The following is a 20,428-nucleotide window of genomic DNA, read 5'->3' on the forward strand; positions in this document are numbered from 1 at the left end:
CGCTTGCTCGCGTCCGGGGGACGGTCAGGGGCGGGGTGGGTGCCAGTCGGTGGTGAGGTGGGCGTGGCGGATTTTGCCCAGGAGGCGGATGGGGAGGGTTTCCGGGGTGGGGGTGGCCTTGTTGATGGTCAGGGTGCTGTGGCGGATGGAGAGGGCGTTGGCGTCCAGGGTCATGCCGGGGGCCAGGAGCAGTTCGATGGTGCCGCCGCTGACTCGTAGGTCGATGACGAGTTCGGGGGCGGTGCGCACGGCGTCGGTGAGGTCGAGCAGCACGTCGGACCAGGCGGTGCGGAGGGCCAGACGGTGCGGGAGGTGCCAGCGGCCTTCGCGGCGCACCGTGCCGTGCTTCTCCTTGATGGTGAGGAGTTCGGGGGCGGGTGCGCCGACGGGCGGCAGGGTGAGCGCGCCGCCTCCCGGGGACGCGATCAGATCGGTGACGAGCGGGGTGAGCGCGTCGATGGTGCGGGCGGTCAGGGCCGCCTCCACGCGCTCGTCGAACTCGGCAGGGGTGAGCCTGCCGTCGGCGACGGCGGCGCGCAGCAGGTCGATGGCCCGGTCGCGGTCCGCGTCGGACGCACGCAGCGCGGGTGGGCCGGGCGGGTTCGTCGGCATCGGGCCTCCTCGGCGGCGAGGTCGTGACACCCCGCCGCCAGCATCACTGACCCATCAGTCTAAGCAGATAGGTATGTTGAGTTAGGTATATAGAGTTAGGTATCGCGAGTCAGGCATCTACGCGATTTTACGGTGGTACATGCGCATCGCCAGGGCGTAGGCGACGACGAGGACGCCGGTCACGGCGAGCCAGGCTCCGACCCCCGCGCCAGAGCGGAATCCCACGAGGAGCGCGACGAGCACCACGAGCGCGACCGAGATCAGGTTGCCGAACAGCGAGGTCAGCACGTGCGCCCACAGCACGCTCGAGCGGGCGATCGGCATCGACTGGAACCGCTCGAAGATGCCGCTCTGCAGGTCGTTGAACAGCCGGTAGGACGTGTAGGAGATGCCCATCCCGATCGTGATCAGCAGGATGCCGGGCAGCAGGTAGTTCACGTAGTCGTCCGACCCGGTGCTGATCGCGCCGCCGAACACGTAGACGAACAGCAGCATGAGCGTGATCGGCATGATCGCGACGGTGATGACGGTGTCGAGGCTGCGGGTGATGTGCCGCAGGGTCCGGCCCGTCAGCAGGGCGGTGTCGCCCAGGAACCGCATGATCATCCCTGCTCCTCAGTGGTCCGTGCCGTGGTGGGACCCGCCGCGTCGTCGCCGATGATGGCGAGGAAGACCTCTTCGAGGTCGGCTGCTTCTCGACGTACTCGACCTTTCCAGGCGGGAGGAGCCGCTTCAGCTCGTCGAGCGTGCCGTCGGCGATGATCCGACCCTGGTGGAGGATCGCGATCCGGTCGGCGAGGTGTTCCGCCTCTTCCAGATACTGGGTGGTGAGCAGCACCGTCGTGCCCTGCCCGGCGAGCTCCTTGACGCTGTGCCACACCTCGAGGCGGGCCTGGGGGTCGAGCCCGGTGGTCGGTTCGTCCAGGAAGATCACCGGCGGATCCCCGATGAGGCTCATCGCGATGTCCAACCGGCGGCGCATGCCCCCGGAGTACGTCGCCACCCGCCGGCCCGCCGCGTCGGTGAGCTGGAAGCGGGCCAGCAGGTCGTCGGCGACCCGGCCGGGGTCCGCGACCCGCCGCAACCGGGCGACCAGCACCAGGTTCTCCCGGCCGGTGAGGATCGCGTCCACCGCCGCGAACTGCCCGGTGAGACTGATGGACGCCCGCACGTCCGCCGGTCGCGCGGCGATGTCGAAGCCGGCGACGGCGGCCGTTCCCGCGTCGGGCTCGAGCAGCGTGGACAGGATGCGCACGACCGTGGTCTTGCCCGCGCCGTTGGAGCCGAGCAGGGCGAAGATGCTGCCCGGCGCCACGTCGAAGTCCACGCCGCGCAGCACGCGCACTTCCTTGTAGGACTTCTCGAGGCCTTGTACGTGGATCGCCTGTCTCGTCATCGGGGGGAGGTCCCTTCGTCGGGCCGCGCCGGTGTCACTCGCAGAACACCTGCACCTTGGTGTCGGTCTCGTCGACGTCGACGACGACGTCGCCGAGCTGTTCGATGAGCTCCTCGATGTGCTGCGGCTTGAGCTCGGTGAGGTCGATCGGAACCCCCGCCTTGTCCAGCTCCGCGTTGAGCCTGACGAGCGCCTGCGGCGGGAGGAGGCTCGTGAGCCTGACCCCCGCGCGCAGGAGCTGGAGCGGGACCCGGATGTTGATCCGGGTCGGCCCGTCGGCGGAGCCGTCCGACGCGTGCACCACCACGCGCAGGTACCTGGGCCGGGGTCTCCGGTGGGTCTCGGCCGCGGGCGTGGACTCGGGCCTGGCGCGTTCGAGCGCGCCGATCAGCCGCTCGGCCTCGTCCGCGGTGATCTTTCCCTCGGCCAGCATCTGCAGGATCTGGCGCCGCTGCTCGTTCATCGGGACCGCTCCAGCTCCGTCAGCGCCTCCTGGACGCTGATCTCCCCACGTTTCAGGCGGTCGACGACGTCGGCGCCGGTAGGGGCCGGGTCGGTGTCGACGAAGTCGAGGCGCTCGGCGATCCGGTTCAGCCTGGACTTGATCGTCGGGTAGCTCACCCCGAAGATCCGCTCCATCTCCTTGATCGAACCGTGCGACCGCACGAACGCGGCGACGAACACCTGGTCGTTGACGTCGAGCTGCGCCAGCTGCGGCGGCTCGAACCGTCCCTCGATCGCGACGCCGCTCCCGGCCAGGCGCACCCGTTCGACCACGAACGGCCGCCCCTGCGTCAGGTCTGTCAGCTCGTGCCAGTCCACCCGCGCCCCTCACCCTCTCGGCGACTCACCCTCTGTGCAGTTGTATCTTGATTTTCTTCACCCTGCAACGCAAGAAACTTGATTTTCTTGAACTCAACATTCAATGAATCAAGTCTTCAGGTCGCCCAACCCCTCCCGTCACGACCCGTGTCCTCACTTCCCGTGCGGGTCCGCGTCGTTGAGGGTGGCGACCACCTGCGGGTAGTCGCCGCGGGCCTCGGCGTAGCGGAGGAACTTGACCCGTTCCACCTGGATCTCCTGAGCGTCGGGGTCGGATTCGAGCAGGGCGACGACCTCCGCCACGAACTCGTCGAGCGGCATGGCCCACTCGCTGGTCTCCTGGCCGGGCATCAGCGCGGTCCGCACCGCGGGGGGCACGAGCTCCATCACCCGGACGCCCGTGTCGGCGAGTTGCAGGCGCAGGGACTCGCTGAGCATGTGGATCGCGGCCTTGGACGCGTTGTAGCTCGGGGTCGCCTTCAGCGGCGCGAACGCCAGGCCCGAGGAGACGGTGACGATCGTGGCCGCCGGACGCGTCTGGAAATGCCCGACGAAGGCGGCGATCAGCCGGATCGGGCCGAGCACGTTCGTCGTGATGATCTCCTCGGCGGAGTCCAGGAAGGACTCGGGCTTGTGCCAGTCCTCCACGCGCATGATCCCGGCCATCGCGACCAGGGCGTCGAGGTCGGGATGCCGGTCCAGGACCTCCGCGGCCGCCGCGGCGATGCTCGCGGGGTCCGCCGTGTCGATCCGCACGGTGTCGATCCCGGGGTTCTCGGCGGCGATCCGCGCCAGCAGCTCGGTGCGCCGGCCGCCGACGATCACGGTGTTGCCCTTGTCCCGCAGCGCCAGGGCCAGGGCGAGGCCGATGCCGCTGGTGGCGCCCGGGATGAAGATGGTGTTTCCAGAGATGTCCATGCGCCGATCCTCCCCGCGTTGCGCCGCGGGATGCAGAGTCCGCTCATCGGGGGATCGGCGGTCCCTGGCCGGGCGATCGGCGGGGCCCGATAATGAGGGCATGGACCGTCCCGCCCTTGCCGAGTTTTTGCGCATCCGCCGCGAGGCGCTGCGGCCCGGCGACGTCGGCCTGCCCGACGGCGTGCGCCGCCGCACACCGGGCCTGCGGCGCGAGGAGGTCGCGTCGCTCGCGACGATGTCGACCGACTACTACACGCGGCTGGAGCAGTGCCGCGGACCGCAGCCGAGCGAGCAGATGCTCTCCGCGCTCGCCCGCGCGCTGCGGCTCACCTCCGGTGAGCGCGACTACCTGTTCCGGGTCGCCGGGCATCCGGCCCCGGAGAGGGTGTCGGCCGCGACGCACGTCTCGCCCGCCCTGCTCCGGGTCCTGGACCGGCTGACCGACGTCCCCGCCCTGATCCTGTCGAACCTGGGCGAGGTCCTGGTGCAGAACCGGATGGCCGACGCCCTCTACGGCGAACGCGCCCACCACACCGGCTTGGCCCGCAGCGAGGTCTACCGCTGGTTCACCGACCCGTCCGAGCGCGACCTCTACCCCGAGGACGACCGGGACCGGCAGAGCCGGGCCCAGGTGGCCAACCTGCGCGCGGCCTACGGCTCGATGGGTCCGCGGTCCCCCGCGGGCGAGCTGGTCCGTGCCCTGCACAAGGCGAGCTCGGAGTTCACCGCGCTCTGGGAGCGGCACGAGGTCGCCCAGCGCTTCGCCGACCACAAGACCCTCGTCCACCCCGAGATCGGCCCCATCGAACTCGACTGCCAGGCCCTGTTCACCGAGGACCAGTCCCAGGCCCTCCTCGTCCTCACCGCCCCGCCGCGCAGCGAGGCCGAGGAACGGCTCCGCCTCCTGTCGATCCTCGGCCAGACCCGCTTCGCCGCCCCCTGACCCCCCGCCCGACGGTTTGACCTACCGCACGGACCCGGCCATGATCGCGGGCGAAGACCGATCGGTGAAGCGGTACGGCCCGCCTCCGCACCGGGGCCGGAAGGATGAGGCAGCGCCATGAGGCTTGACGTTCCGGTGCTGAAGGGCGCACGCGTCCGGCTGGAGCCCCTTTCCCTGCGGCACGCCCCCGACCTCGCCCAGGCGGCCGAAGAGGACCGCTCGTCCTACGGTTTCACCCTGGTGCCCCGCGCGGCCGACGTCGAAGACGACATCCGCACGCGGCTCGGCCGTCCGGGCTGGACGCCGTTCGCCCAGATCCGGCTCGCCGACGGCCGCGCGGTCGGCTGCACCACCCTGCTCAACCCCCGTGCCCGGCCGGACCGCGACGAGCCGTACGCCGTCGAGATCGGCGGGACCTGGCTCGCGGCCTCCGCCCAGCGCACCGGCCTCAACACCGACGCCAAACTCCTGCTCCTCACCCACTCCTTCGAGACGCTCGGCGTCGCCCGCGTCGATATCAACACCGACGCCCGCAACCAGCGGTCCCGCCGCGCGATCGAACGCCTCGGGGCCCACTTCGAGGGAGTCCTGCGCAACTGGGCCCCCTCCTGGGCGCCAGGTGAGACCGGCCTGCTCCGCGACACCGCGGTCTTCTCCGTCATCGCCCCCGAATGGCCGACCATCAAGGCCGCACTCACCGAACGCGTCCTGGGGTAGCCCCTCAGGCGGGCGATCCACGCCGTCCGGGCCGTGCGGGCGCAAGATCAACGATCTGGATCGCCTCCCACACGCCCACCTGCGCGATCGGATCCTCCGCCTTCCGCCCGGCCCTGCCCCGGCCGCTTGCGGACCTCCGAAATATGCCAAAGGACGATTTCGGTAGAACCTTGATGATCTAGCATGTGCGGCTGACCCCCTTGGAGGCACCCGTGCGTTCGCCCGTGTACGAACCCCTTGCCGTCGATGATCCGCGTCAGATCGGCGGGTACCGGATCGCCGCCCGGCTCGGCGCGGGTGGCATGGGCCGCGTCTACCTCGGGCTCACCCAGAGCGGCCGAAGGCTCGCCATCAAGGTGATCCGTCCGGAGTTCGCCGACGATCCCGAGTTCCGCCGCAGGTTCGCCCAAGAGGTGACGGCCGCGCAGCGCGTGCAGAGCCTGTACACCGCGCCCGTCATCGACGCCGACCTGAACGGCCCGGAGCCCTGGCTCGCGACCGCGCACATCGCGGGGCCGTCGCTGGGCACCGTCCTGTTCGAGTCGGGTCCGCTGCCGGTCGACACGGTCCGCACCCTCGCGGCGGGCATCGCCGAGGCGCTCCAGGCCATCCACCGGGCCGGCGTCGTGCACCGGGACCTGAAGCCGTCGAACGTCCTGCTGGCGGCCGACGGGCCCCGCGTCATCGACTTCGGCATCGCGCGCGCCGCCGACGCCACCCCGCTGACCCGCACGGGCGGCGCGATCGGCTCGCCGCAGTTCATGGCGCCCGAGCAGGTCCTCGGCCATTCCTCGACCCCCGCCCTCGACGTCTTCGCCTTCGGCTCGCTCGTGCACTGCGCCGCGACCGGCCAGAGCCCCTTCGGCCAGGGCCCCGCCCAAGCCGTCATGTACCGGATCACGACCGAGGAGCCGCACCTCGACGGCTGCCCGCCGGAACTGCGCCCGCTCGTGGCGCAGTGCCTGGCCAAGGACCCGGCCGAACGCCCGACGACCGCGCAGATCATCGCCGACCTCACCGACTCACCCGATCCGGTGACCTCGGCATGGCTGCCCGAGGCGATCGTCACCTCCCTCGCCCCCTACGACCAGGTGCCCACGCCCCCTCCCCCGTCCCCGCCCTTCGCCACCACGGTCCCCCCGACCATCGGCCTGCCGCCCGCTCCGGGAACGCCCACCCCGCCCCCACCGCACGGCCAGGCCTGGCCGTCCTCGCCCACCGCGGCGCCTCCCGCGCAGCGCGGGAACTCCCCGGCCCTGATGATCCTCGCCGCCGCCGCGGGCGTGCTCGTCGTCCTGCTCGCGGTCATCCTCGCCGTCGTCCTCTCCTCAGGCGATGACGAGACCCCCAGCAGAGACATCGCCCAGAGCCCCTCCACGGCTCCTCCCCAGGCACAGCAGCCGACGGCGGAGACCACCGGCCCGCAGGAAGGCTCCTCGGAACCGAGCACCACCTCCACCCCCGCCCCCGACGCCGGACCCGACAACGGGGTGAAGCCTCCCGGCACCTTCCTCGATGAGTACAAGGGCATCGGCATCACCGGCGGGTACGGCATCACCTTCCTGGACGACCCCAAGCGCCCGAAGGAAGGCGACAGCGGCGACTTCGACTTCTACTTCGACGGCAGCTACCTGTGGGGCGACAACTTCGCCTACATCGACGTCAGCGCGAAGGGCGACTACAACACCTGCCACGACACCACCCTGTACGAGGGACACGCGATGAGCTCCCCCGGCGCCGGCTCACGCCTGTGCGTCTACACCGCGGAAGGGCTGCTCGGCATCGTCAAGATCAAGTCCCTGGACAGCTCCCACCTCGTCATCGACCTCCAGGTCTGGCAGGGCCCCGCCGACCGCTGAACACCCCCGTGCCCGCCCATGAGGCCGTCGGCGCGCGAGTGCGGCGCAAGGGATCAGGCGGTGCCGACGGCCGTGGCGACGGCCTTGACCTGGGCGGCGAACAGGGCGCGGGACGGGGTGGTGCGGGGGGCGATCGCGTCGAAGCCGTGGAAGGCGCCGGGGAAGGTGGACAGGGTGCAGGGGACGCCCGCGGCGCGCAGGCGGTGCGCGTAGTCGACATCCTCGGCGCGGAAGAGGTCGAGGTCGCCGACGCCGATCCAGGCCGGGGGAAGGCCCGCGAGGTCGTCGCGCCGCGCGGGCACCGCCTGGTGCGGGTCCGCGTCACCGAGGTAGGCGCGCCAGCCGAACGCGTTGCTCGTGCCGTTCCACAGCCGGTGGCGCGAGTCGGGGGTGCGCGAGCGGTCGTCGAGCATCGGGTAGGTGAGCAACTGGAGGGCGGGCGTGATCCCGCTGTGGTCGCGGACGTGCAGCGCCAGCGCCGCGGCGAGCCCGCCGCCCGCGCTCGCGCCGCCGATCACCAGGCGGGAGGCGTCGTACCCGGGACGGTCCGCCGCCCACTCCAGGGCGCGCATGCAGTCGAGCACCGGGACGGGGTACGGGTGCTCGGGAGCAAGCCGGTAGTCGACCGAGACGACGTGGACGCCGGCCGCCTCGGCCATCCTGCGGCACCACCCGTCCTCCTGCGCGGCGGAGCCGATCACGTAGCCGCCGCCGTGGATCCACACCAGCGTCGGCGCCGGTACGGGAGCGGGCCGCGGCGGCGCGAACACCCGGACCGAGACCCCCTCGCCCAAGTGCACGACCTCGACCTTCGGGTCGACGGGCGCGAGCCCCGTCAGCCGCCGGATCACCGGCAGCGTCCGCGGCCCGACCGCCGCACCCGGCAGCAGCAGCGCGTACGTCCGCAACTCGGGATGAAAGTCCCGCAGCCGTGCTCCCCGGCTCGCGACCCGCGCCGCCCCCGCCCTAACCCGCCCGAGCACACTGTCCCGCGATCCCTCGACCATGACGATCTCCTCTCCATGCCTCCCCGGTCTTAGCACACCCGGGCCCTTCCGCCCAACGCCCCTGCGCCGTCTCCCGGGTCACGCGAAGAGGACATGGACATGCCCTGGGGCGGCGCTCAGGACCGGCGCCCTTCAGTCCGTCCCCACCCGCCTTGGCCACCGGTACGTCCACGAAAGCCGAACCGGGTGAGGCCGACGTGAACCCTGCGTCCGCCCGGCGGGGCGGTCGGTGTGGGCGGCGGTCAGAGGGCGAAGGGTACGCCGGTCAGTTTCTCCGAGACCTCCCAGAGGCGGCGGGCGGTGTCCGGGTCGGTCGCGGAGCGGACCGGTCGGACGAGCTTGGGGTGTCCCCTGCTCTCGCTCAGGTTGGCCGGGCCGTAGAACTCCCCGCTCTGGACGCCCGGGGCGGTGGCGGCGTAGAGCTGGTCGAGCGCGCCCATGCGGACGTGCTGGGCCAGCAGCAGGTTGCCGATCCGGCCGCCCAGGCTGAGCAGGCCGGTCGGGCCGGAGGTCTGGAGGTTGGTGGCGGTGTAGCCGGGGTGGGCCAGCACGCTGATCGCGGGGCTGCCGGCCGCGCGCAGCCGACGGTCGAGTTCCAGCGCGAACAGCACGTTGGCGAACTTGGACTGCGCGTAGGCGCGGGTCGGCGAGTAGGAGCGCTCGGCGCCCAGGTCGTCGAAGTCGATCCGCCCGCGCCGGTGCAGGCCCGAGCTGACGGTGACGACCCGGGGCGCCGAACCGGCGGCGAGCACCGGGTACAGCAGCGCCGTCAGCGCGAAGTGCCCCAGGTGGTTGGTGCCGAGCTGAAGCTCGAATCCCTGCGCGGTGGCACGGCGCGGCGTCATCATGACGCCCGCGTTGTTGACCAGCACGTCGGCGCGCTCGACCCCGGCGGCGAACCGGGCGACCGACTCGAGGTCGGCCAGGTCCAGGGTGCGGACCTCCACCGATCCCGGCAGGCCCGCGGCCGCGGCCCGCCCCTTCTCCGGGTCGCGCGCCGTCATGATCACCTGTGCGCCGTGCTCGGCCAGTCGGCGCGCGGTCTCCAGCCCCAGGCCGCTGTTGGCGCCCGTGACGACGAAGGTCCGGCCGGTCTGATCGGGAATGTCGGCTGCTGTCCATTTGGTCATGGGCCTCAGCATCCCCGGTCCACCGGATCTTCACCAGCCCCCGCAGACCCGCTCCCCCGGCGCACCGCGCTGACCTGGCGCGGCGGTATCGGTGTCGATTCGGGCCGAACCATGGCCCGCGCCCACCGACCGCTTTTCCCAGCGGAGGTCGTGGGCGCCACGACTCGGAGTCAGATCTGCTCCGGCAGAGCGAACAGGAGGTCTACCGCACGGTCTTCGAGCACTTCCATGCCCTCGAAAGAAGGCACTTCGCCGAGTACACGGCGGATCTGACCTACGACCTCGCGGGAGTTCACCGACTCGCCGACGCGTTCCTCGACCTCGCCGCGCAGAATCCCCGGCTCGGCGCCCTGTGGGGACACCGGGGCTCAAGGACGCGGCCGAGCCGCCGCCCCACCCTGCGCGCCTTCCGCGCAGACCTCCACGACCTGATAGACCGATTCGCCCGACCGACCCCGTTACGCGTCCGGAGGCGCGCGGTCACCGCGGGCCGGGCCGGGAGCCGTGGCGAAATTCGGGCGGGGGATGATGGGGCCCGGGCTCGGACGGGGCGGGAGGGCGATGGGCGAGGGTGGGGAGGCTCGGACGGCGGCTTCCAGGCTGCTCGACGTGCTCGGGGCGTTCGGGGTGGAGCATCCGGATCTGTCGTTGACCGAGATCGCGCGGCAGGCGCGGGTGCCGTTGCCGACGGCGCACCGGCTGGCGGGGGCGCTGGCGGAGTGGGGGGCGCTGGACCGGGGCGAGGACGGCAGGTACCGGATCGGGTTGCGGCTGTGGGAGGTCGCGGCGGCGTTCCCGCACGACCTGGGGCTGCGGGCCGCGGCGATTCCGTTCCTTGAGGACCTCTACGAGGCGACCCACGAGAATGTGCAGATGGCCGTGCGGGACGGGGGCGAGGCCGTCTTCACCGAGTGGATCGCCGGGCGGTCGGCCGTCGGGGTGCGGACGCGGGTCGGCGCGCGCTGGCCGCTGCACGCGACCGGGGTGGGGCTCGTGCTCCTCGCGCACGCGCCCGCCGACGAGCAGGAACGTTATCTCGCCGGGCCGCTCGCCGCGTTCACCCCGTGGACGCTCACCGAGCCGGGCACGCTCCGCCGGGTCCTGGCGGAGGTGCGGAGGACCGGCTGCGCCGTCAGCGACCGGCAGATCACCACGGACGCCGTCTCGGTCGCGGCGCCGGTCCGCGACGAGACCGGGCAGGTGGCGGCCGCGGTGTCGGTGGTGGTCCCGGCCGACACCGCCGCGGTGACGGCCCTGGTTCCCGCCGTCCGGCTGGCGGCGCTCGGCATCACCCGAAGGCTCTCCCCTCCCCGCTGATTCGACTTCCGCCAGGCGGAAGTCGCGTTGTGCCGTGGCTCACGCGTTCCACATCCTGAGGTGCGACACCGGACGGCCCCACGCCGTCCGGCCCCACCCCACGATGGCCCGTTTGGAGCGACCATGACCCCTTTCGCACGTGAGCAGTGGTACGTCATCGCCTATGCGCACGAGGTCGGCCGGGAACTGATGGCCCGCACCGTCCTGGGCGAGCCGATCGTGCTCTACCGCACCGAGGACGGGAAGGCGGTGGCCCTGGCCGACCGCTGCGTCCACCGCCGCTATCCCCTGTCGGAGAGCGCGCTGGTCGGCGACACCGTCGTCTGCGGCTACCACGGCTTCACCTACGACACCAAGGGGACGTGCGTCGCCGTCCCCGGCCAGTCCCGCATCCCCCGCACCGCGCGCGTCGCCGCCTACCCGCTGGTCGAGATCGACGGGTTCGTGTGGATCTGGATCGGCGACCCCGCCCGCGCCGACGAGACGGCGGTACCGCGCGCCGAGCACCTGACCGCGCCGGGCTGGGTGACGGTCAAGGGCATGGAGCCCATCGCGTGCGACTACGGCCTGCTGGTGGACAACCTCATGGACCTGTCCCACGAGACCTACCTTCACGGCGGCTACATCGGCACCCCCGAGGTGGCCGAGACGCCGATCACCACCGAGGTGGACGCCGAGGCGGGCGTCGTCCGGGTGTCCCGCCACATGGCGGACGCCGAGTGCCCGCCGTTCTACTCACGGTCGACCGGCATCGATGGACGTATCCGTCGCCATCAGGACATCGAATACTTCGCCCCCTGCCTGTACCTCCTGCACAGCAGGATCAGCCCGGTCGGGCAGGACGCGCCGCTCTTCCGCACCGAGATCACCTACGCGATCACCCCGGGCAAGCCCGGAGAGGTCTACGACTTCTGGGCGGTTTCGCGTGACTTCGCCGTCGAGGACGCGGAGGTCACCGAGTTCCTGGCGAAGTTCAACCACACCGTGGTGATGCAGGACGTGACCGCGCTGAACCTCCTCCAGCGCGCGCTGGACGCCGAACCCGCCGGATACCAGGAGCTGAGCATCAACATCGACGCGGGCGGTCTGGCCGCCCGCCGGATGCTCGCGGGGCTGGCCGCACGATGAGCGGCAGGGTCGTCAGGATCGACTGGACGCCCGGGGGCGACCGGTTGAGCGGGACCTGCCACTGCGGCGCGAAGCGCGTGGGAGAGGACCCGGCGGAGATGTGGAACTGGTTGTTCGCCCACCCGGCGGGCCACGACGAGGAGGAGCGGTGAGCGTGCAGACCCCACAGGACGACGCGTTCGAACTCACGGTCGCCGAACGGCACGCCGAGTCCGAGACCGTCGTGTCCCTGACGCTGCGCGACCCCGCCGGCGGGGCACTTCCCGCGTGGTCCCCCGGCGCGCACATCGACCTGCTGCTGGACGACGGGGCCGTGCGGCAGTACTCGCTGTGCGGGCCGCCCGCGGACGGGACGGCGTGGCGGATCGCGGTGCTGCGCGAGCCCGACGGGCGGGGAGGCTCCGCCCACGTCCACGACAAGGTCGCGCCGGGCGGCACCCTGCGCGTCCGCGGTCCCCGGAACCATTTCGCCCTGGCGCCGGCGGAGCGCTACCTGTTCGTCGCCGGAGGCATCGGCATCACCCCGCTGCTCCCGATGGTCCACGAGGCGATCGCACGGGGCGCGGACTGGCGGCTGCTCTACGGCGGGCGCAGCCGGGCCACCATGGCGTTCCCGGACGAGCTCACCGCGCTGGCCGCGCACGACCGGCAGGTCCGGATCGTCCCGCAGGACGAGCAGGGCCCGCTCGATCTCGCGGCCTTCCTCGGCGCACCGGAACCCGGGACCCTCGTCTACTGCTGCGGCCCCGCGGGCCTGCTCGCCGCCGCGCGCGACGCCTGCGCCGCATGGCCCGACGGAGCCCTGCGCACCGAGAGCTTCACCCCCGTCGAGGCCGCGCGGGCCGGGGACACCGCGTTCGAGGTCGAACTGGGCAGATCCGGCCTGACACTCCAGGTCCCCGCGGACCGCAGCATCCTGGACACCGTCCTGGAGGCCGGGGTCTCCGTGCTCTACTCGTGCGCCGAGGGGACCTGCGGAACGTGCGAGACCGACGTCCTCGCCGGAGAACCCGAGCATCGCGACACCGTGCTCACCGATGCGGAGAGGGAGGCGAATCAGACCATGATGATCTGTGTCTCCCGCTGCCGAGGCGACCGGCTCGTCCTCGATCTCTGACGGCGTGCGGAGCAGAACCGACGAACCAGGAGAAGTCATGGAAGCATCGACTGAGTCCCCCGTTGTGCGGACACGTCCTGGTTCCGACTGGCTGACCCTCAACGTCTAGACGCCCGACCCGGGGGCCGCCGGCCGGCCCGTCATGGTCTACCTCCACGGCGGCGCCCACCGGTTCGGCACGTCGGGCGAGTACGACGGCTCCGTGCTCGCGGCGCGCGGCGCCGTCGTGGTGACGGCCGCCCACCGGGTCGGCGCCGAGGGGTACCCCGAGCCCGCCGGAGCCCCGGCCAACCGGGCGCTGCTCGACCAGATGGCGGCCCCCGCCTACGACCTCCGAACCCGCCCGACCCGCGTCTTCGACGTCCCCGGCGGCATCGCCCCGTACCCGTAAGAAGCCTCCCGCCTCCTCTGATCCGACCACCCCATCCCCGTCCTCGACCTCCAGAGGTAGCTCCAGCCGCGCGTTGGGAAATCCACGAGCCCGTCGAGGCGCCACGAAGGGGGACATAATGATCGCGTGGCAAAATCGACCGCTGCATGGGTGGGTGGGATCCTTGGCGTCGCGCTCCTGATCGTCGTGCTCCTCAATGTGGTGAAGCTCGAGGAGGCCAACCAGCTCGCAGGCGTCGTCGGCAGCATCGCCGCCGTCGTGGGGCTGGCCGTGTCTTTGCGCTCCATGCCGCGACGCGGTCACGTGCGAAGGCACGGTTCGGATCTGCAGCCTTTGAGCGTGCAACTGGAAGGTTCACTCCGCTCCGGGGTAGGCGTCTCCACTTTCGTCGAGTTCGTCAACACCGGAGACGAAGTCGTCTCGATCCACTGGCTCGACACCGAGGGGAACCGGGTCCTGTATCGCCGGCTCGATCCCGGTGAGTCGTATGAACAGCAGACTTTCGTCACCCACCCTTGGCTCGTATGCGGCGAGCAAGCGGGTCCCATCGCCATCTTCCAACCGGCCGAAACCAGAGCCCGCGCGCTGATCACCTACCGGCGCTCTCATTAAGGTCGTGGTCATGACTCAGACCCACGCGTACGACGTCACGGTGGAATGGACGGGCGATCTCGGCACGGGCACGGACGGCTACCGCTCGTTCAGCCGGGATCATGAGCTGCTCGGAGAGGGCAAGACGGCGATCGCCGCGTCGTCGGATCCGGCGTTCCGGGGCGACCCCGCGCGGTGGAATCCGGAGGAGCTGCTGGTGGCCTCGGTCGCCCAGTGCCACATGCTCTGGTACCTGCATCTGTGCGCCACCGGCGGCGTGGTCGTCACCGGGTACGAGGACCACGCCCACGGCGTCATGACCATGGACGAGGCCGGCGGCGGAGGCCAGATCACCGAGGTCGTGCTGCACCCGGAGGTGACCGTCACGGACGCCTCGATGGTGGAGAAGGCGACCGCGCTGCACGGCGAGATCCACGCCGTCTGCTTCATCGCCCGCTCGGTGAACTTCCCGATCACCCATCGGCCGACCATTCGAGTCCATCCGAACTGAACGCGGCAGGAGGGCGTCAGGGTGGGCTGAATCTTCCGCCCTCGCCCGATGCCAGTGGTCCGGGAAGGCTCCCGACGACCTGGGTGACCGCGGAGACCAGCCCTCCGACCGGTGCGAGAAGGCCGCCCAGGGGCGAGGACCGGTCGGGATCCGCCACGTGGTCCGGCATCGGCCGGGGCTTGGGCCGCTTCTTCGTGGGGGTCACGATGGGTGCGGGCCGCTGAGCGCCGGTCCCCGAGTTCCCGCCGCGGGGCCGCACCGGGCTCGCAGCACGGTCGTCCGCTCCCATGCCCGCCGCGAGGCCGACGGCGGCGAGCGGAGAGCCCAGGGCCGCCAGCAGCGCGATGCGCGTGGCAACGGTACGTGTCCCGGCCACCGCCCACACCCTTTCAAGACCGACACGGTGAGCACTCAACGTATCGGAATGATCACCCCGTGCGGCCCGTGCCGGGTGGCGTGTCGAGCGGTCCCGGAGACCGCCGCCCTCGGAGCGCAGCGCGCTCAGGCCCGATCAGCTCGCCGGCGAGAGCCCGCTGGACGGGGAAGGCACCGGGGGTCTGCCTTCATGAACGCGCTGCGGTCCCCCGTTCCGCACCCTGGGCCCGCTCCTATGCCCCGCCCGCTACTCGGCCGGGCGGGTGGCGAGGAGGGCGGCTATCTGGGCCGCGAGGGGGGCGGCCAAGGGGTCCTTGTAGAGGAGGGCGGACCAGGTTCTGATCGCGTCGGCGACGAGGATCTGGGCGATACGGGCGGCCTGTGCGAGGTCGGTGGCCTGGGGGAGTTTTCCGTCGCGTTGCGCCTGTTCGAAGGGCTCCAGGAAGAGGAAGGTGAGGCCGGCTTCCGCGGCGCCTTCGGCCAGGGCACGGCGTTCCATCCGATAGGTCTCGATGACGGCTTCGAAGACGAGGTCCGGCGGGAAGCGGCGCATCCCCTGCTCCAGGACCCCGATGACGGCCTCGACGAGGTCGAGCAGTTCGTACGGGCGCGAGGCGACGGACCGGGCGGCAAGGTGGGCGTCCCGCATCGTGAAGATCTCGATCTCCATGAGGACGTCTTCCTTGCGGGCGAAGTAGACGTAGAACAGCGCTTTGGAGACCCCGGCCGCCTTGCAGATGTCGGTCACGGTCGTCTCGGCGAATCCCTTGGTGCGCCACAGGGCCAGCGCCCCCTGGACGATCGCGTCCCAGCTGGCGTGGGACCGTGCCCGCACCGGGACCGCCCTTCCCTGACCATGGTCATTTCTCTGGCCGTCCGGTCCTCGCACCATGCCACCGGATTCTAGCGCACGAAGATTATTGACCACCGTCAGGAAACGTTGCATGCTTCGGGCACGACAAGCATCCTCACGTATGAGGAGAACGAGATTTTCGTCCGAAGAGATGAGGAATCAATGCAGGTCCTCACCGAGAACGCGGAGTCGTCGGCCTCGGGTCTGCGGGCCCAGCAGGTGGTCCTGTGGTCCGCGCCCGTGCTCGCGCTCGTCCTGCTCGTGCTGTTCGTCGCCTTCCCCGGCTTCTTCCCGCCCATGTCGCCGGAGATGAGCGCGGCCGAGGTCGGGCGGTTCTACCGGGACAACACGCCGCTGATCCGGTTCGGCATGGTCGGCTTCAACCTGTTCGGCATCCTGATCGTCCCGTTCTTCCTGCTGATCATGGTGCAGATGCAGCGGATGCGAAGCGAAAGCCACATCTACGCCTTCTCCTACCTCACCGCCGTCGTGGCGGGGGCGACCCTGTTCGCGCTGTCGAACATCTTCTTCGCCGTCGCCGCGTTCCGGCCCGACCGGGGCGATGAGCTGATCCAGGTGCTCAACGACCTCGCCTGGATCGTCTTCATCGCGCCGATCGGCATGCTCGTCGCCCAGTTCGGGCTGCTGGCCCTGGCCGTCTACGCCGACGACCGCCGCGCGCCCGTCTTCCCCCGCTGGGTGGGGCACTACGCGTTTCTGACCGCGCTGGCCATGGTGCCGTCCGCTGGTGCCGCGGTGTTCCACGACGGTCCGCTGGCCTGGGACGGGTTCGTGTCGTTCTGGCTGCGCAACGGCGCCTTCGCGTTCTTCGCCGCGGTGATGTTCTTCGTCCTGCGCACCGCCCTGCGGCGCCAGGCCGAGGAGGCGAAGTCGTGACGGACACGGCCACCGAGGACGGCACCAGCGCATCCGAGACGCCGAAACGGGCGGGGAAACGGGAGGTCTGGTTCTTCTACTGGGCGTTCACCGTCTTCTACACCGCCCTGTCGGTGGGGATCTGCCTGCTCGGACGGGCCACCCCGCCGCCCCGTCCCGACGTCACCGCCCTCCAGGCCGCGGCCTGGTTCGACAAGCACGAACCGGGCATCCAGGCCGGCTTCACGTTCCTCCTGGTGATCGCGGGAGGCGCCGCCATCTCGAACGGCATCATCGGCTACTTCATGAAGCGCATGTCGTCAGGCGGGATGCTCGCCTACGCCTACATCGCCACCATGGGCGTGGGCGCGATCCCGGGATTCCAGGTGCTGCTGGTCTGCTGGCTCACCGCGACCTTCCGCCCCGACCGCTCCCCGGACACCCTGTACCTGCTCTACGACCTGGGCATGCTGTCCTACAACGGGTCCCTCGGCTGCTTCACCGCCGCGTACACCGTGCTCGCCGTCGCCATCTTCTATGACAAGAACCGCATCTTCCCCAAGTGGTTCGCTTACGTCACCATCTGGCAGATCGTCACCGAACTCATTGCTTCCCAGATGTGGCTGCACCATTCCGGCGCCTTCGCATGGAACGGGATGATCACCCTCTACCTCGCCGTCGTCATCTTCGGCGTGTGGGTCGTCTGCCTCCTGGCCCTCCTCCGCCACGCGGCCGGCCGGGAGACGGCGGACACCCCCGCCCTCTACGAGCCGAAGGGCACCCGATGAGCACTGCGGCCACCCGTCCGCGCCCGGCCGAGCGGCGACTGCCCGGCGACGTCGACATGTGGGTGATGGTCCTCGGCGACCTGTTCTTCTTCGGCTGCTACTTCGTCACCTACATGGTGTTCCGTGCGCAGTCCGTCGACGAGTTCACCGCGGCCCAACGGCATCTGAACGTCGGCATCGGCGTCGTCAACACCGTGGTGCTGCTGACGAGCTCGCTGTTCGCGGCCCTGGCCGTCATCGCGGTCCGGGAGGGGGAGCCGCGGCACGCCCGGCGGCTGCTCCTGGCGACCGGCGCGTGCGGGGTGCTGTTCACCCTGGTCAAGGTGTACGAGTGGCAGGCGAAGATCGGCCAGGGCCACACGATGTCGGACGAGTTCTTCAGCTTCTACTACGTCCTGACCGGCGTCCACCTCGCCCATCTCGCGCTCGGCCTGCTCATCCTCGGCGTCGCCTTCCGCGAACTGGGCCCGCTGCGCGCGCGGAGGGCCACGATCGTCGAGCAGGGCGTCCTGTTCTGGCACATGATCGACCTGCTCTGGGTCGTCATCTTCGCCCTCCTCTACCTGATGAGGTGACCGTGACCGAGCCCTCCACTCCCCCGCACCGCGACAAACGGGCCGTTCTGTCCGCCTGGGCCGTCCTGTCCGCCGCGACCGTCCTCGCCTGGCTTCTCACTCCCGGCGAGTCCCAGTCCGCCACGACCGTGGGCAACGAACTCGTCGCCGCCATCGTCGTCCTCGGCGCCGTCAAGAGCCGCCTGATCATCCGCTACTTCATGGAGGTCCGCCACGCCCCCCGCCGGCTCCGGCACGCGACGGACGCCTGGCTGATCGTCCTCTGGCTCACACTCCTGACCATCTACCTCATCTGATCCCCCGACGTTCGGGCACCGCGATCCGGTACGAACGACGAACGGCCGGCGTGAGGCGATACGTGCCCGCCCGAGCGGAGGGACACGTATCGCCTCACTTGTCGCGCTGGACGGCGAGAAGCTCGTCGATCTTCCGGTGCAGTCCCGCCGCCTGCCTGCCCGGACTCGCAGCCGCACCGGCCCCTCACCGAGCCGAGACAACGCAAGGGGCCGAACGCGTCCGTGACCGCGTCGCGCGGATCGGACGCGAACACGGCCTCTGCGCTGCACGACCTGACCTGAGCCCTGCCCTCGTGCGGGGCACTCGCACGTTCGGTGCTCCCCGCGCGGGCGGGGGCGTCCTGGCGGGTCCCCTGATCTCCGGTCGTGAGGTGGACGGGTTCGGCCCGCCCTCGGGGTTCGGGGAGGGCGGGCCTCTGCGGTCAGGCGGTGGGTGGGTAGGTCAGGCCGGTTCCGTAGGAGAACAGGGGGTCGGCGGTGTTGAAGGGGGTGTCGGGGTGGCTGGCTTCTACGGCGGCCATGGAGGAGGGGAGGTCGAAGGGGAGGGTCCCGGTGGGGGCGGCGTTGCCGAAGAGGACTTGGAGGAAGGCTTCGTCGGTGGAGCCGAAGTTGACGGTGAGGGCGGCGGCGTGGGGGGCGATTTCGGTGAGGATGGCGGGGCGGTCGAGGTAGACGTCGACGATGGTGGGGACGGTTCGGCAGATGGTGGTGATGCGCGTGATTTCGGACGTCGGGAAGTCCAGGGAGCCCGCGTGGAAGAAGGATTCGATGGTGCCCGGTTCGCCTCGCTCCTCGAAGGGAGCGGAGAGGCGGAGGATGGCGATGTCGGCTTGCTCCGGGGAGTCCACTGGTTCGGCGCGGGTGGCCAGAGCGGAGGCGGAGAGTCCCTCGGCGTAGACGCGGAGGGGGTCGGCGGCGGTCAGGGGCAGGTGGGCGGGGCCGTCGTCGTTCTTGAGCAGGACGTGGGCCGCGGCCTGGGCGGCCAGGCCCTCGGCGCGGGCCTCCGGGGTGCCGACCAGGGAGTCGGCGCGGTCGGCGTCGACGAAGGGGTCGTCGAAGAGGCCCAGGCGGAACTTCTCGCGCAGCAGGCGCCGCAGGGAGACGTCCAGGCGGCCTTCCTCGACGCGGCCGGCGCGCACCAGGTCGACCAGGACCTGGGGCCGGAACTCGCCGCCGAACTGGTCGACGCCCGCGTCCAGGGACTTGATCATCCGCTCCTCGTAGCCGAGGTGCTCCACGCCCCAGCAGGTGTTGGACAGGATGCCCCAGTCGGTGCAGACGATGCCGTCGTAGCCGAGGCGCTCGCGCAGCAGGCCGGTGATGACGCCCTTGTTGAAGCCGAAGCCGACCTCCTCGTACTCGGTCCCGACGGGCATGCCGTAGTACGGCATCATCTGGGCGACTCCGGCGTCGATGACGGCCTGGAACGGCTCAAGGTGGAGGTCGAACTTCCCGCCCGGGTAGACCTGCTCGCGGCCGTAAGCGAAGTGCGGGTCTTCGCCGTCCTTCTGCGGGCCGCCGCCCGGGAAGTGCTTGGCCATCGCCGACACCGACTCCGGCCCGACCTCCTCGCCTTGAAGCCCGCGCACGTAGGCGACGGCGAGTTCGGAGGTGGTCTTGGCGTCCTCGCCGAAGGTGGCGCTGCCGCGAGCCCAGCGGGGCTCGGTCGTCAGGTCGATCTGGGGGTGCAGCGCGACGCGGATCCCGACGGCCAGGTACTCCCGGCGGACGACGTCGGCCCAGCGGTGGGCGAGCTCGGCGGAGCCGATCGCGGCGAAGCCGAGCGCCTCGGGCCACTGCGAGAACGGGCCCGCGAGCAGGGCCGTGGCGGGATTGTTGGTGAAGGAGTGCCGGGGGTCGCTGGAGATCGTGACCGGGATGCCGAGCGGGTGTTCCCTGGCCGTCCGCTGGACGGTGTTGTGCCACTCGGCGATCTCGCGGGCGGATTTCGCCCAGAGGATGTTGAAGTGGTTGATCCGCCGGTCCAGCAGGCTGCGCATCGACGGCATGTTGAACATGCCGGGCTCGTCGAGGTCGCCGACCACGGACATCGGCTGGAACATCAGGCCCGCCTTGTCCTCCAGCGTCATCCGGGACAGCAGGTCCTCCGTCCGCTGCTCGACGCTCAGCGCCGGGTCCTGGTAGGGGAAGCGGGGTGCGGTGGTCATGTGGGCGATTCGCCTTTCTTGCGACGTTCGAGAGCGGG

At 70.8% G+C, this 20,428-nt stretch carries 24 protein-coding genes and 2 pseudogenes; 14 read left to right on the forward strand and 12 right to left on the reverse strand.

Translation table 11 applies throughout. The annotated features are described in order from the left end of the window. Positions 1-24 precede the first annotated feature (24 nt). The 6 genes and pseudogenes from EDD29_RS21385 to EDD29_RS21410 all read right to left on the reverse strand — a co-directional run bounded on the left by EDD29_RS21385 (position 25) and on the right by EDD29_RS21410 (position 3,748). Positions 25-612, reverse strand: a complete 588-nt coding sequence (locus EDD29_RS21385; protein WP_123666123.1) for a DUF1707 SHOCT-like domain-containing protein — start codon at positions 610-612, stop codon at positions 25-27. A gap of 117 nt (positions 613-729) precedes the next feature. Beyond that, positions 730-1,218 (reverse strand): ABC transporter permease, encoded by a 489-nt coding sequence (locus EDD29_RS21390; RefSeq protein ID WP_123666124.1) that lies wholly within the window; start codon positions 1,216-1,218, stop codon positions 730-732. Between the two features lie 277 nt (positions 1,219-1,495). Further along, positions 1,496-2,008: pseudogene (locus EDD29_RS47750) on the reverse strand (ABC transporter ATP-binding protein); the annotation flags it as partial. A gap of 34 nt (positions 2,009-2,042) precedes the next feature. Continuing rightward, complete coding sequence (locus tag EDD29_RS21400; protein WP_123666125.1) at positions 2,043-2,471, reverse strand: SHOCT-like domain-containing protein; 429 nt, start codon at positions 2,469-2,471, stop codon at positions 2,043-2,045. Beyond that, complete coding sequence (locus EDD29_RS21405) at positions 2,468-2,830, reverse strand: DUF2089 domain-containing protein (RefSeq protein WP_123666126.1); 363 nt, start codon at positions 2,828-2,830, stop codon at positions 2,468-2,470. The genes EDD29_RS21400 and EDD29_RS21405 overlap by 4 nt, the downstream gene beginning before the upstream one ends. Before the next feature lie 153 nt (positions 2,831-2,983). Then, positions 2,984-3,748, reverse strand: a complete 765-nt coding sequence (locus EDD29_RS21410; RefSeq protein WP_123666127.1) for an SDR family oxidoreductase — start codon at positions 3,746-3,748, stop codon at positions 2,984-2,986. Positions 3,749-3,848: 100 nt separating this feature from the next. Here EDD29_RS21410 and EDD29_RS21415 point away from each other — a divergent pair, with 100 nt between their 5' ends. The 3 genes from EDD29_RS21415 (at position 3,849) to EDD29_RS21425 (ending at position 7,267) form a co-directional block, all read left to right on the forward strand. Next, the gene (locus tag EDD29_RS21415) at positions 3,849-4,691 is read left to right on the forward strand and encodes a helix-turn-helix transcriptional regulator (protein ID WP_123666128.1); all 843 of its coding nucleotides are present in this window, start codon (positions 3,849-3,851) and stop codon (positions 4,689-4,691) included. A gap of 117 nt (positions 4,692-4,808) precedes the next feature. Beyond that, positions 4,809-5,408 (forward strand): GNAT family N-acetyltransferase, encoded by a 600-nt coding sequence (locus EDD29_RS21420; RefSeq protein WP_123666129.1) that lies wholly within the window; start codon positions 4,809-4,811, stop codon positions 5,406-5,408. A 212-nt stretch (positions 5,409-5,620) separates the two neighbouring features. Then, positions 5,621-7,267 carry a serine/threonine-protein kinase gene (locus EDD29_RS21425; protein WP_246052909.1) on the forward strand — a complete coding sequence of 549 codons (1,647 nt, stop codon included), beginning with the start codon at positions 5,621-5,623 and terminating at the stop codon, positions 7,265-7,267. 53 nt (positions 7,268-7,320) lie between these two features. Here the strand turns inward: EDD29_RS21425 and EDD29_RS21430 are convergent, their stop codons facing one another. From EDD29_RS21430 to EDD29_RS21440, 3 genes are all read right to left on the reverse strand, one after another. After that, positions 7,321-8,175, reverse strand: coding sequence for an alpha/beta hydrolase (locus EDD29_RS21430; protein ID WP_246052911.1), 855 nt, complete (start codon positions 8,173-8,175; stop codon positions 7,321-7,323). 341 nt (positions 8,176-8,516) lie between these two features. Next, on the reverse strand, positions 8,517-9,404 hold the full coding sequence (locus EDD29_RS21435) for an oxidoreductase (protein ID WP_123666131.1): 888 nt from the start codon (positions 9,402-9,404) through the stop codon (positions 8,517-8,519). A 170-nt stretch (positions 9,405-9,574) separates the two neighbouring features. Further along, positions 9,575-9,766 carry a hypothetical protein gene (locus EDD29_RS21440; RefSeq protein ID WP_123666132.1) on the reverse strand — a complete coding sequence of 64 codons (192 nt, stop codon included), beginning with the start codon at positions 9,764-9,766 and terminating at the stop codon, positions 9,575-9,577. A gap of 199 nt (positions 9,767-9,965) precedes the next feature. Between EDD29_RS21440 and EDD29_RS21445 the strand changes: the two genes are divergently transcribed. From EDD29_RS21445 to EDD29_RS21470, 7 genes and pseudogenes are all read left to right on the forward strand, one after another. After that, complete coding sequence (locus EDD29_RS21445; RefSeq protein ID WP_123666133.1) at positions 9,966-10,721, forward strand: IclR family transcriptional regulator; 756 nt, start codon at positions 9,966-9,968, stop codon at positions 10,719-10,721. A 123-nt stretch (positions 10,722-10,844) separates the two neighbouring features. Further along, positions 10,845-11,849 (forward strand): aromatic ring-hydroxylating dioxygenase subunit alpha, encoded by a 1,005-nt coding sequence (locus tag EDD29_RS21450; protein WP_123666134.1) that lies wholly within the window; start codon positions 10,845-10,847, stop codon positions 11,847-11,849. Further along, complete coding sequence (locus tag EDD29_RS45555; RefSeq protein ID WP_170201495.1) at positions 11,846-12,001, forward strand: hypothetical protein; 156 nt, start codon at positions 11,846-11,848, stop codon at positions 11,999-12,001. Before EDD29_RS21450 ends, EDD29_RS45555 begins: the two co-directional genes overlap by 4 nt. Beyond that, complete coding sequence (locus tag EDD29_RS21455; RefSeq protein ID WP_246052913.1) at positions 11,998-12,966, forward strand: PDR/VanB family oxidoreductase; 969 nt, start codon at positions 11,998-12,000, stop codon at positions 12,964-12,966. Before EDD29_RS45555 ends, EDD29_RS21455 begins: the two co-directional genes overlap by 4 nt. A gap of 139 nt (positions 12,967-13,105) precedes the next feature. Next, positions 13,106-13,357: pseudogene (locus EDD29_RS21460) on the forward strand (carboxylesterase family protein); the annotation flags it as partial. A gap of 126 nt (positions 13,358-13,483) precedes the next feature. Continuing rightward, a complete protein-coding gene (locus EDD29_RS21465; RefSeq protein ID WP_148086037.1) occupies positions 13,484-13,969 on the forward strand; it encodes a VHL beta domain-containing protein in 486 nt (161 codons plus the stop codon). 10 nt (positions 13,970-13,979) lie between these two features. Further along, positions 13,980-14,459 (forward strand): OsmC family protein, encoded by a 480-nt coding sequence (locus EDD29_RS21470; protein WP_123670605.1) that lies wholly within the window; start codon positions 13,980-13,982, stop codon positions 14,457-14,459. A 16-nt stretch (positions 14,460-14,475) separates the two neighbouring features. On the opposite strand, the gene EDD29_RS21475 is transcribed toward EDD29_RS21470, so the two are convergent. Next, positions 14,476-14,835: a hypothetical protein gene (locus EDD29_RS21475; protein ID WP_148086038.1), complete on the reverse strand. Its 360-nt coding sequence runs from the start codon at positions 14,833-14,835 to the stop codon at positions 14,476-14,478. Between the two features lie 246 nt (positions 14,836-15,081). Beyond that, positions 15,082-15,669 carry a TetR/AcrR family transcriptional regulator gene (locus EDD29_RS21480; RefSeq protein ID WP_170201496.1) on the reverse strand — a complete coding sequence of 196 codons (588 nt, stop codon included), beginning with the start codon at positions 15,667-15,669 and terminating at the stop codon, positions 15,082-15,084. 180 nt (positions 15,670-15,849) lie between these two features. Between EDD29_RS21480 and EDD29_RS21485 the strand changes: the two genes are divergently transcribed. From EDD29_RS21485 to EDD29_RS21500, 4 genes are read left to right on the forward strand one after another with little or no spacing between them, the layout of a single operon-like run. Next, the gene (locus tag EDD29_RS21485) at positions 15,850-16,584 is read left to right on the forward strand and encodes a hypothetical protein (protein ID WP_123666139.1); all 735 of its coding nucleotides are present in this window, start codon (positions 15,850-15,852) and stop codon (positions 16,582-16,584) included. Further along, entirely contained in the window at positions 16,581-17,351 is a 771-nt protein-coding gene (locus EDD29_RS21490; RefSeq protein ID WP_123666140.1) for a hypothetical protein, read from the forward strand. The genes EDD29_RS21485 and EDD29_RS21490 overlap by 4 nt, the downstream gene beginning before the upstream one ends. After that, positions 17,348-17,926 (forward strand): cytochrome c oxidase subunit 3, encoded by a 579-nt coding sequence (locus tag EDD29_RS21495; RefSeq protein ID WP_123666141.1) that lies wholly within the window; start codon positions 17,348-17,350, stop codon positions 17,924-17,926. The genes EDD29_RS21490 and EDD29_RS21495 overlap by 4 nt, the downstream gene beginning before the upstream one ends. Before the next feature lie 2 nt (positions 17,927-17,928). Next, on the forward strand, positions 17,929-18,222 hold the full coding sequence (locus EDD29_RS21500) for a cytochrome C oxidase subunit IV family protein (protein ID WP_123666142.1): 294 nt from the start codon (positions 17,929-17,931) through the stop codon (positions 18,220-18,222). A gap of 422 nt (positions 18,223-18,644) precedes the next feature. Here EDD29_RS21500 and EDD29_RS21505 read toward each other — a convergent pair whose 3' ends face one another. After that, positions 18,645-20,390: a glycoside hydrolase family 3 protein gene (locus EDD29_RS21505; protein WP_123666143.1), complete on the reverse strand. Its 1,746-nt coding sequence runs from the start codon at positions 20,388-20,390 to the stop codon at positions 18,645-18,647. Positions 20,391-20,428: the final 38 nt, after the last annotated feature.

The organism is Actinocorallia herbida, from assembly GCF_003751225.1.
In the GTDB taxonomy this organism is placed as follows: Bacteria; Actinomycetota; Actinomycetes; order Streptosporangiales; family Streptosporangiaceae; genus Actinocorallia; species Actinocorallia herbida.